General features: G+C 74.6%; 9 protein-coding genes and 1 riboswitch. Of the genes, 5 read left to right on the plus strand and 4 right to left on the minus strand.

All coding sequences use genetic code 11. The features are described from left to right. Positions 1–1,232 (minus strand): L-lactate permease (locus tag Q0195_RS03910; protein ID WP_299274836.1); only part of this gene is annotated, 1,232 nt, incomplete at its 3' end. 128 nt (positions 1,233–1,360) lie between these two features. After that, a complete protein-coding gene (locus tag Q0195_RS03915; protein WP_299274839.1) occupies positions 1,361–1,909 on the minus strand; it encodes a hypothetical protein in 549 nt (182 codons plus the stop codon). Positions 1,910–2,032: 123 nt separating this feature from the next. Beyond that, positions 2,033–2,127: riboswitch (SAM riboswitch) on the plus strand. A gap of 6 nt (positions 2,128–2,133) precedes the next feature. Between Q0195_RS03915 and Q0195_RS03920 the strand changes: the two genes are divergently transcribed. Together Q0195_RS03920 and metE are read left to right on the plus strand one after the other, a co-directional pair. Then, a complete protein-coding gene (locus Q0195_RS03920; protein WP_299274842.1) occupies positions 2,134–3,048 on the plus strand; it encodes a methylenetetrahydrofolate reductase in 915 nt (304 codons plus the stop codon). Further along, positions 3,048–5,450: a 5-methyltetrahydropteroyltriglutamate--homocysteine S-methyltransferase gene (gene metE / locus Q0195_RS03925; protein ID WP_299274844.1), complete on the plus strand. Its 2,403-nt coding sequence runs from the start codon at positions 3,048–3,050 to the stop codon at positions 5,448–5,450. Before Q0195_RS03920 ends, metE begins: the two co-directional genes overlap by 1 nt. A gap of 88 nt (positions 5,451–5,538) precedes the next feature. On the opposite strand, the gene Q0195_RS03930 is transcribed toward metE, so the two are convergent. Together Q0195_RS03930 and trpS are read right to left on the minus strand one after the other, a co-directional pair. After that, the gene (locus tag Q0195_RS03930; protein ID WP_299274847.1) at positions 5,539–6,768 is read right to left on the minus strand and encodes a saccharopine dehydrogenase NADP-binding domain-containing protein; all 1,230 of its coding nucleotides are present in this window, start codon (positions 6,766–6,768) and stop codon (positions 5,539–5,541) included. A gap of 53 nt (positions 6,769–6,821) precedes the next feature. Beyond that, positions 6,822–7,865 carry a tryptophan--tRNA ligase gene (gene trpS / locus Q0195_RS03935; RefSeq protein ID WP_299274859.1) on the minus strand — a complete coding sequence of 348 codons (1,044 nt, stop codon included), beginning with the start codon at positions 7,863–7,865 and terminating at the stop codon, positions 6,822–6,824. 195 nt (positions 7,866–8,060) lie between these two features. Between trpS and Q0195_RS03940 the strand changes: the two genes are divergently transcribed. From Q0195_RS03940 to Q0195_RS03950, 3 genes are all read left to right on the plus strand, one after another. After that, positions 8,061–8,354, plus strand: coding sequence for a YtxH domain-containing protein (locus Q0195_RS03940; RefSeq protein WP_299274850.1), 294 nt, complete (start codon positions 8,061–8,063; stop codon positions 8,352–8,354). A 5-nt stretch (positions 8,355–8,359) separates the two neighbouring features. Continuing rightward, the gene (locus tag Q0195_RS03945) at positions 8,360–9,379 is read left to right on the plus strand and encodes a Gfo/Idh/MocA family oxidoreductase (protein ID WP_299274853.1); all 1,020 of its coding nucleotides are present in this window, start codon (positions 8,360–8,362) and stop codon (positions 9,377–9,379) included. Between the two features lie 87 nt (positions 9,380–9,466). Further along, positions 9,467–10,534: a VIT1/CCC1 transporter family protein gene (locus Q0195_RS03950; protein WP_299274855.1), complete on the plus strand. Its 1,068-nt coding sequence runs from the start codon at positions 9,467–9,469 to the stop codon at positions 10,532–10,534.

The following is a 10,534-nucleotide window of genomic DNA, read 5'->3' on the forward strand; positions in this document are numbered from 1 at the left end:
CCACCGGCCACCCGCCACGAGGCGCGCACCATCGCCCCGCTCATCCGGTGCAGGCCGTAGGTGAGGAGGCAGGTGAGGACGAAGATCGCGCCGGGGGAGTAGAGCAGGTCCAGGGTCTGGGAGATCCCGGTGCCGAAGATGTCCGACACCTCGATGACGGCCGGGCCGGTGAGGAACTCCTTGACGGGTGGGATGTTGCGGGTGGCGAGGAGCAGCAGCGCGACGACGACGTACGGGCTCCACGCCCGCGCCGTCGGGATCCGGGGCCGCTCGCCGGTGAGCTCGACCTGCGGGTCGATGGTGCCCATCCACAGCGTCGGCCAGGTCCGCCGCGCGGGGAAGTCCCACGTGTCCCGGGGCATGAGGAAGCCCTTGGACGAGGTGTACATGACGAGGGTGAGCCCGATGAGCCCGCCGAGCAGCGAGGGGAACTCCGGGCCCAGGACGTAGGCGACGACGACGTACGGCACAGTCATCGCCAGCGCCGCGTAGACGGCGAACGGGGCCACGGCCAGCCCGGCGCGGATGCTGCGCCGCTCACCGAAGAACCAGGTGAGCAGGCAGACCATGAGGAGTGGGACGAGCAGCCCGATGACGGCGTGCATCGTAGCGACCTGGGTGGCGGTGTGGGCGACGAACTCCCCGTGCCCCATGCCCAGCGCCTCCGCACGCTCCTGGACGGCGGGCACGAAGCGGCCGTCGGTGCCGGACAGACCCGTGCCCACGCCGACGATCATCGGCGTGCCCACCGCGCCGAAGCTCACCGGGGTGGACTGGATGATGAGCCCGGCCATGACCGCGGCGATCGCCGGGAAGCCGAGTGCCAGGAGCAGCGGCGCGACGACCGCCGCCGGCGTGCCGAAGCCCGCGGCGCCCTCGATGAAGGAGCCGAAGAGCCAGGCGATGATGATGACCTGGACTCGGCGGTCGGCGCTGATCGTGGTGAACCCGGCGCGGATCGTCTGCAGCGCCCCGCTCTTGGTGACGGTCTCGAGCAGGAGCAGCGCCCCGAAGACGATCCACAGCAGGCCGACCGCGATGAGCAGTCCCTGCACCACCGAGGCGCCGATGGCGGTCCACTCCATCTCCCACGCCGTCCCGGCGACGACGACGATGACGGCGAGGCCGATCGGCATGGCGTACTTCGCCGGCCAGCGCAGGACGACGAGCAGCACCCCGATGACCAGGACCGGCAGGAAGGCGAGCAGTGCCAGAACGGCCAGGTTGTCCATAGAACCTCCCCCGTGGCCGGCAGCAGCGCCGGCGGTTCCATATCGCGGAGTCAGCTCTCCGCTCCAGGTGCAGCACGGTACTGGACGCACCCGGCGCGTCAACCGGGGTGGCCCCCCGGTGCTGCCGCTCAGCCCAGCGACGCGGCCAGCCGGTCCAGCGCCTCCCGCCAGAAGGTCTTCTTCTCGGCCACCGTGTCCGGGTCGGGGAGCTTCGCGTGCTGCACCGAGACGCGGGTCTTCACCGGTGAGACGGCGGTGACCTCGAGGACCGCGCGACTGCCGTCCTCGCTCCTCAGCCGCACCCGCTTCGGCGCGGTGGCGGTGGTGACGTGCCAGCCCTCCCCGAGCCAGGCGGACCGCAGCGCGTCCTCGGCGAGGTGGGGGAAGACCTCCTGCGCTCCACGGGCGATGGTCTTGGAGGCGTTGGCGTCGAAGGTCCCGTCAGGGCGCTGGCCGGGCAGACGCATCCCGCGGGCCTGCTCGTAGCCGACGGTGATCCCCTGCGCCCACCACCCGTCGACGCCGTGCTCGGTGACGAGCCAGTCGGCGATCTGCTTGTGCGTCCAGCTCGTGGCGCCCGCGGCGTCGAGCAGCCCGTGCCACTCCTCACGTGGCCGGCCGGTCCGCTCGGCGACCGTGTCCGACCCGACGAGCTCATCGTGACGTCTGGTTGCCATGGGGCCACCGTACGCCGGGCGGCGCGGACCGCCCGGTGTCTCACGAAGCGGGCCCGCGCCCGGTGACGTCTCGGAGGGCGGACGGGTCTTGCCCGCTGCCTGACCGCCTGACGACGATGCGCAGCACCATCCAGAGCGGCCGAGAGTCCTGGCTCGACGACGCCGCAGCAACCCCCCGGGAACCCGGGAGCGGGTGCTAACGCCAGGTCCGATGGGAGATGCCGATGAGCACCGCTAGCCTCGTCACTGTGCCGCGTCGACGACCGACGGTCTCCTTCGAGCTCTATCCCCCGCGCACACCCGCCAGGGCGGCGGCGACGTGGGAGACGACACTCCGTCTCGCTGCCGGCGGCCCCGACTTCTTCTCGGTGACCTACGGCGCGTCCGGGTCCTCCCGCGGTGCGTCGCGTGAGCTCGTGCGACGCATCATCACCGAGACCACCGTCCCGCCGGTCGCCCACCTCACCTGCGTCGGGGCGACGCGCGCGGACCTCGCGCGGCTCGTCGGCACCCTCGTCGACGACGGCGTGCGCGACTTCCTCGCCCTGCGGGGCGACCCGCCCGCGGGCCGCTGGGCCTGGGAGCCGGAGCCCGACGGGGTCGGCAGCGCCGCCGAGCTCGTCGCGCTCATCCGCGAGGTCGAGCGCACCCGCCTCGGGACGTCGGGCCGGCTGAGCGTCGCCGTCGCCGCCTACCCGGCGGGCACCACCCACACCCGCCGGCAGGACGTCACCGCCCTGCTGGAGAAGCAGGACGCCGGCGCCGACTACGCCGTCACCCAGGTCTTCTTCGACCCCGCCGACTACCTCGCGCTCGTCGCCGAGGCGCGCGCTGCGGGCGTCCACCTGCCCGTCGTCGCCGGGGTCGTCCCGCTGACCGACCCGCGCCGGCTGCTGCGGCTGGAGGAGCTCACCGGCGTCCCCGTCCCCCCGCACCTGCTCGCCCGGCTCGCCGCGGCAGCCGACGACGAGGAGCGCCACCGCATCGGCGTCGCCGCCACCGTCGCCCTCCTCGAGGAGGTGCTCGCGGCCGGCGCCCCCGGCACGCACCTGTTCACCTTCAACCAGCACCGGCCGGCGCTCGACGTCGTCGCCGGGCTCGACCGGCCGCTGACCACCACGACCACGAGGACCTTGTGATGACCGACCGCACCGCCCCCCAGCTTCCCGCCGCCACGATCCTCGGGTACCCGCGGATCGGCCCCCGCCGCGACCTCAAGCGGGCCGTCGAGTCCTTCTGGGCGGGGCGCAGCGAGCTCGACGACCTCCAGGCCGCCGCCGCCGACCTGCGCCGGCGCCAGCGAGCCCAGCTGGTCGGTCTGGGACTGGGAGCGGACGACTCCTCCATCCCCAGCGACTTCTCCTTCTACGACCAGGTGCTCGACGCCGCCGTCACCGTGGGGGCGGTCCCGCCCCGGTTCGCCCACCTCCTCGACGAGGACGGCGCGCTCGACCTGCCCGGGTACTTCACGCTTGCCCGCGGCGCCGGTGAGCTGCCGCCGCTGGAGATGACGAAGTGGTTCGACACCAACTACCACTACCTCGTCCCCGAGATCAGCCCGCAGACCGAGTTCCGCTTCGCCGACGACCGCGCCGTGCGCCTCTTCCTCGAGGCCGCGGCGGAGGGCGTGACCACCCGGCCGGTCGTCGTCGGCCCGGTGACCTTCCTCCTGCTGAGCAAGGCGGTGGGCGAGGACGACGGCGACGGCGCGGCCCCGGCGGCCGCCCCACCGCAGGGTTTCACCCCGCTCGACCGGCTCGCGGACCTGCTGCCCGTGTACGTCGAGCTGCTCCATGCCCTGGGCCAGGCCGGCGCGCCGTGGGTGCAGCTCGACGAGCCGGCCCTCGCCGTCGACTGGGGGACGCCGCGGGAGACGGTGCTCGCCGCCGTCGAGCGCGCGTACACCGTGCTCGCCCGGCAGACCACGCGCCCCGAGCGACCGGCGCTCTTCGTGCCGGTCGCCTACGGCCAGGCGCACGACGCGCTGCCGGTGCTCGCGGGCACCGGCGTGGAGGCGGTCGGCATCGACCTCGTCCGGGGCTCGGTGCCGTCCGCGGAGGTGCTCGGCGGGCTCGGGGACACCGTCGTCGTCGGCGGGGTGGTCGACGGCCGCAACGTGTGGCGCACCGATCTGGACGCGGCGCTCGGGCGGCTCGCCGAGCTGGAGTCCCGGCTCGGCTCCGGCGCCGCGCGGGAGGGCCGGCTGTGCGTCACGACGTCGACGTCCCTGCAGCACGTGCCCTACGACGTCGGCGCGGAGACGGCGCTCGACCCGCAGTTGCGCAGCTGGCTGGCCTTCGCCGACCAGAAGGTCGAGGAGGTCCTCGCGCTGGCGACGGCGCTCCTCGAGGGGCGCGACGCCGCCGGGGAGGCCTTCGCGACGGCGGCCGACCGGCGCCGCAGCCGCCTCCAGCACCCCGGCGTGCGGCGCGCCGACGTGCGCGACCGGGTCGCCGCCCTGACCGACGCCGACTACCGCCGGGCCGACTTCGCCGAGCGGACCGCCGCCCAGGCGCAGGTGCTCGACCTGCCCCCGCTGCCGACCACGACCATCGGCTCCTTCCCGCAGACGGCGGAGATCCGCCGCACCCGCGCCCGGTTCGGCCGCGGGGAGATCAGCGAGGCCGAGTACACGGCGGCGATGCGGGCCGAGATCGAGCGGGTCATCCGGCTCCAGGAGCAGCTCGGCCTGGACGTCCTGGTCCACGGCGAGCCCGAGCGCAGCGACATGGTCCAGTACTTCGCCGAGCACCTCGAGGGCTTCGCCGTCACCGAGCACGGGTGGGTGCAGTCCTACGGCACCCGCTGCACGCGGCCCTCCATCCTCTGGGGCGACGTTGCGCGGCCCGCGCCGATCACCGTCGAGTGGTCCCGCTACGCCGCCTCGCTCACCGACAAGCCGGTCAAGGGCATGCTCACCGGCCCGGTGACGATCCTGGCCTGGTCCTTCGTCCGCGACGACCAGCCGCTCGCCGACACCGCCACCCAGGTGGCGCTTGCGCTGCGCGACGAGGTCGCCGACCTCGAGGCGGCCGGGATCGGGGTCATCCAGGTCGACGAGCCGGCGCTGCGCGAGCTGCTGCCGCTGCGGTCGGCGGACCACGCGCACTACCTCCAGTGGTCGGTGAACGCCTTCCGGCTGGCGACGGCCGTGGCCGCGCCCCGCACCCAGGTGCACACCCACCTGTGCTACTCGGAGTTCGGCGACGTCATCGGCGCGATCGACGCGCTCGACGCCGACGTCACGAGCATCGAGGCGGCCCGGTCCCGGATGGAGGTGCTGCCCGAGCTCCGGGCCGCCGGCTTCGCCCGCGGCGTCGGGCCCGGCGTCTACGACATCCACTCCCCGCGCGTGCCGAGCGAGGAGGAGCTGGCCGAGCTCGTCGACCTGGCGGCGCAGTCGGTGCCCTCGTCGCTGCTCTGGGTCAACCCCGACTGCGGGCTGAAGACCCGCGGCTACGAGGAGGTCGAGCCCTCGCTGCGTCACCTCGTGGCGGCGGCGCGGCGGGTGCGGGAGCGGGTGGCCGGCACCCGGGCGTAGACGTTCCCGGGTACGTGCGTCTCCGGGTCGTGCCCCTGGCCCGTGACCGGTGAGCTGCTGACCCGGGTGGGGTGGCGTCCCGCGGTCCTCAGGCCGGGCCGGTCGAGATCTCGAGACCGGCCGCGACCAGCCGGTCGGCCAGGTCCGTGCCCAGCGCCGTCGCCGGGGTGAGCACCCCGCCGCCCCCGGGCAGCCGCGGCCCGTCCAGCGCCAGTGCGAGCGCCGCCTCCCCGAGCATCACCGCGGAGGCGGTGTACGGGTCCGCGTCGGCGGCCACGACGGTGCGGTACCGCCCGCCGCCGGTGGTGCGGGCGACCACCTCCATCCGGAAGCGGCCGCGGCGCCGGGCCTGGGCGCCGGGGCCCTCACCGGGCGCGGGGAGCAGCCGGTCGGCGAGCAGCCGCGTCGGGGGCAGCACGAGCGCCACGCCGACGAGGAGTAGTGCGGCGGTCAGGGCGCGGGCGCGCCGGCGGGCCCGGGCACCGGTCCCCAGGCCGATGACCTCGCGGTACCGCAGGCCGCGGCCGTAGCGCCACCCCAGCAGCGCGTTGCTCCGGTGCACCACCCGGCTGTTCACCCCGGCCATCGGGAACGGGGCGGTCCACAGCCCGGTCGCGACGTCCCGGAACGGCCGCATCGGCGTCCGGTCCTCCAGGCCGGGCGGGTCCGCGCCGTCGGGGACCAGGGCGTAGGGGTCGGCGAGCACCGTGGCAGCGTCACCCTGCTGGGCGGCGGTGATCTCGACGCGCAGCGAGTCGACCGTGCCGCCGCTGACGCCGCCCCTGAGCTCGCGCACGGTCAACGTCGTCTCCCGCAGCTCGCCGGCGCCGTCGGCCCGGGCACGCTCTGCGGTCAGCAGCACCCCGAGGTCGGAGGGCACCGAGTCGAAACCGCAGGCGTGGACGATGCGGGCTCCGGTGCGCTGCGCCGTCGCGTGGTGGCGTCGTGCGCTCTCCCGCATGAAGAGCACCTCCCCGGCCAGGTCGGCGTAGTGGGTGCCGGCCTCGGCGCAGGCGCCGACGAGCGGCAGCCCGTGCCGGCCGTACGGTCCCACCGTCGTCGCCACGACCCGGGTCGAGCGGGCGAGCTCGGCCAGGGCGGCGTCGTCGGCGGCGTCGGCCACGAGGAGCGGCCACGCCGCCGCGGCCGGTCCCAGCCCGGCGCGCACCTGCGCGAGCCGCTCCCGCGACCGCCCGGAGAGGGCGACCCGCGCGTCGCCGGCATGCGCGGCCAGGTACTCCGCGACGAGCCGACCGGTGAAGCCGGTCGCCCCGTGGACGACGACGTCGAGCGGGCGGTCGGTGGTGCGGGTGCTCACCCTCCCGAGGCTAGAGCGGGCCGTGCCGGCCCGCACGGGCGGACCTCAGCGGTTCAGGAGTAGACCATCCCGAGCGCCGTCTGGACCTCCGCGAGGGTCGCCTCGGCGACCTCGTTGGCCCGCGCGTTGCCCTCGGCGAGCACCTGGCGCAGGTAGCCCGGGTCGGCCACGAGCTCGGCCCGGCGCGCCCGGATCGGGGCGAAGTGCTCGTTGACCGCCTCGATGACGACCTTCTTCAGCGCGCCGCCGCCGCCGTCGCCGATCTCCGCGGCGATCTCGTGCGGGTCGCGGCCGCTGGCGAGCGCGGCGAGCAGGACGAGGTTGGAGACCTCGGGCCGCCGCTCCGGCTCGTAGGTGATGGTCCGGTCGGCGTCGGTGACCGCCTTCTTCAGGCGCTTGGCCGTCGTGTCGGCGTCCATCCCGATCTCGATGGTGTTGCCGCGGGACTTGCTCATCTTCTGCCCGTCGGTGCCGAGCAGGTTGGTCGCCGCGGAGAGCAGCGCCTCCGGCGCCGGGAAGACCGGGCGGTCCGGCTCGGCCCGGCCGTAGCGCTCGTCGAAGCGGCGGGCGATGACCCGGGCCTGTTCCAGGTGGGGCAGCTGGTCCTTGCCGACCGGGACGAGGTTGGCCTTGCAGAAGAGGATATCGGCGGCCTGGTGCACCGGGTAGGTGAGGAGCAGGCCGGACATCGGCCGCCCGCCGGTCGCCTCGTACTCCGCCTTCACCGTCGGGTTGCGACGCAGCTCGGAGTCGGTGACGAGGGAGAGGAACGGCAGCATGAGCTGGTTCAGCGCCGGGACGGCGGAGTGGGTGAAGATGGTCGTGCGCGCCGGGTCGAGGCCGATCGCGAGGTAGTCCGCGACGATCGACAGCACCCGCTCGCGGATCTCCCCGACGGCGTCGCGGTCGGTGATGACCTGGTAGTCGGCGACGAGCACCCAGGTCTCCACCCCCCGGTTCTGCAGCGCGACGCGGTTCGCCAGGGTGCCGAAGTAGTGGCCCAGGTGGAGGTTGCCGGTGGGCCGGTCCCCGGTGAGGACACGGAAGCGCGAGGGGTCTGCGTCGATCTCCGCCTCGATCTGCTGGGAGCGCAGCATGGTGCGCTCGAGGGAGGCGGCGGAGGTGGAGTCCGCCAGCGCCTCCGCGACGGCGGCGTCATTCTCGGCGATCTGCTCGGTGCTCACCCGGCGATCCTAGTCCGCCCGCGCCGCGCGGCCGGTGGCGGGGCGCGCACAGTGGCGGGCGTCACCGTAGGGTGGGTCCCTGCACATCACTCTCGGAGGTGGACGTTCATGGGCAAGCTGTCGTTCTTCGCCGGCGTCGGCGTCGGGTACCTGCTCGGTGCCCGCGCCGGTCGTCAGCAGTTCGAGAAGATCAAGTCGGCCGGCCAGCACGTGTGGGAGAACCCGCGGGTGCAGTCCAGTGTCCAGAAGGTGGAGGAGAAGGTCAGCCAGGTCGCCAAGGAGCAGGCCGCGGCGATGACCGACCGGGTGGCCGACACGGTCAAGAGCCGGATCACCGGCTCCAGCGGGTCCGCGTCCGACGGGGGCACCATGCGGCCCACCCCACCCCAGCCCGAGATCTGACCGCATTGCCGATCTCCACCGCCCTCGTCGGCTTCGGCCTGGCGGGGCGGGTGTTCCACGGGCCCTTCCTCGCCGACGACGGGCGCTACCGCCTGGACACCGTCGTCACCTCGGCGCCCGAGCGGGTCGCCGACGCGGCCCGGCTGCACCCGCACGCCCGTGTGGTCGCGACCCTCGATGAGGCGCTGGCCCGTGGCCCGGAGCTCGTCGTGGTGGCCACACCGCCGGCGAGCCACGTGCCGGTGGCGAGGGCCGCGCTCGAGGCGGGGTGCGCCGTCGTCGTCGACAAGCCGATGTGCGCCGACCCGCGGGCAGGGTGGGAGCTGGTCCGCCGCGCCGAGGAGCTCGGCCGCCCGCTCACCGTCTTCCAGAACCGGCGGTGGGACAGCGAGTTCCTCACCCTGCGACGGCTGCTCGCCCAGGGCGCGCTGGGGGAGGTGTGGCGCTTCGAGTCCCGGATCGAGCGGTGGAAGACCCACGAGCGGCGGGCATGGAAGGCCGCGGCGACGTGGCGGGAGGGTGGCGGTGTCCTCTTCGACCTGGGATCCCACCTCCTCGACCAGGCGCTCGTCCTCTTCGGACCGGCCGCCGAGGTCCATGTCGAGCTCGCTGCCCACCGCGGCGGGTCGGACGACGAGGCCTTCGTCTCGATCCGCCACGAGAACGGCGTGCGCTCGCACCTCACGGTGAGCACGACGACGCCACAGCCCGGGCCGCGGATGCGGGTGCACGGCTCGGCGGGGTCGTTCGTCAAGGTGACCGGTGACGTGCAGGAGGCGCAGCTGGCGAGCGGGATGTCGCCGTCGGCGCCGCAGTACGGCCGCGAACCGGCGGAGGCGGCCGGTGTCCTCGGGGTGGGGGACGAGGCTCGGCCGGTGCCCAGCGAGCCGGGCCGCTACCAGGAGTTCTACCGGCTGCTCGCCGAGGCGCTGCGCGGCGGCGGCCCGCTGCCGGTGGACCCGCGGGAGTCGCTCGCCGTCATCGAGCTCATCGCCGCGGCCCACGCCCGCTCAGCCGGCCCGTAGCGGTCGAGTCAGGGCGCCCGAAGTGGCCCGGTTCGGGAAGGCGGGCCTCGTTTCCCCATCGTCCGGAACCCTGTGACCCTGGTGGACATGTCCGACCGTCCTGAGCCGACGCGCGCCCAGATCCGGCGCTGGCGTCGCTACCTGGCCGACGAGCGCGCCGAGGCCGCGGTGTACCGCGACCTCGCCAGCCGCCGCGAGGGGGAGGAACGTGAGATCCTCCTCGCGCTCGCCGAGGCCGAGCGCCGTCACGAGGAGCACTGGCGCCGGCTGCTCGGTGAGCACGAGGGCCACCCCCGGCGCGGCGCCCTGCGGACCCGGGTGCTCGGGTGGCTGGCCCGCCGCTTCGGCGGGGTGTTCGTGCTCGCCCTCGCCCAACGGGCCGAGGCCCGGTCCGCATACGCCGACGACGCCGACGCCACGTCGACGATGGCCGCGGACGAGCGGATCCACGGGGAGGTGGTGCGGTCGCTCGCCACCCGGGGACGCAGCCGCATCTCCGGCATGTTCCGGGCCGGGGTCTTCGGGGCGAACGACGGGCTCGTCTCCAACCTCGCCCTCGTCCTCGGCATCGGCGCCACCGGGGTCCCCAGCCGGACCGTGCTCTTCACCGGGATCGCCGGACTGCTCGCCGGCGCCCTGTCGATGGGGGCGGGGGAGTACGTGTCGGTGCGCTCGCAGCGCGAGCTGCTCGAGGCCTCCCGGCCCGACCCCCGCGCGCAGGAGGCCATCCCCCACCTCGACGTCGACGCCAACGAGCTGGCGCTGGTCTACCGGGCACGCGGGATGGACCCGAACGAGGCCGAGAGGCACGCCCGCGAGGTGCTCGCCTCGCCCGCCGTGCGGGCCTCGGGCACGGCGGAGGCCGAGTACGAGGAGATCGGCACCGGGTGGTCCGCTGCGCTGGCGAGCTTCTGCTTCTTCGCCTCCGGTGCGCTGCTGCCGGTGCTGCCGTACGCCGTCGGGCTGGAGGGGACGACGGCGGTGGTCGTCGCCGCCGTCGTCGTCGGCCTGGCGCTGCTGCTCACCGGCGCGGTCGTCGGGGTGCTCTCCGGTGGGCCGCCGCTGCGCCGGGCGGTGCGGCAGCTCGCCATCGGGTACGGCGCTGCCGCGGTGACGTACCTGCTCGGGGTGGTGTTCGGCGCGACGGTGGGGTGA

The organism is uncultured Georgenia sp. (genome assembly GCF_937958535.1).
GTDB lineage: Bacteria > Actinomycetota > Actinomycetes > Actinomycetales > Actinomycetaceae > Oceanitalea.

Excerpts from the sequence above, each read along its gene's own strand:
- Q0195_RS03915 (WP_299274839.1), bottom strand. The coding sequence starts at position 1,909 with ATGGCAACCAGACGTCACGATGAGCTCGTCGGGTCGGACACGGTCGCC.
- Q0195_RS03920 (WP_299274842.1), top strand. The coding sequence starts at position 2,134 with ATGAGCACCGCTAGCCTCGTCACTGTGCCGCGTCGACGACCGACGGTC.
- metE (WP_299274844.1), top strand. The coding sequence starts at position 3,048 with ATGACCGACCGCACCGCCCCCCAGCTTCCCGCCGCCACGATCCTCGGG.
- trpS (WP_299274859.1), bottom strand. The coding sequence starts at position 7,865 with ATGCTGCGCTCCCAGCAGATCGAGGCGGAGATCGACGCAGACCCCTCG.
- Q0195_RS03940 (WP_299274850.1), top strand. The coding sequence starts at position 8,061 with ATGGGCAAGCTGTCGTTCTTCGCCGGCGTCGGCGTCGGGTACCTGCTC.
- Q0195_RS03950 (WP_299274855.1), top strand. The coding sequence starts at position 9,467 with ATGTCCGACCGTCCTGAGCCGACGCGCGCCCAGATCCGGCGCTGGCGT.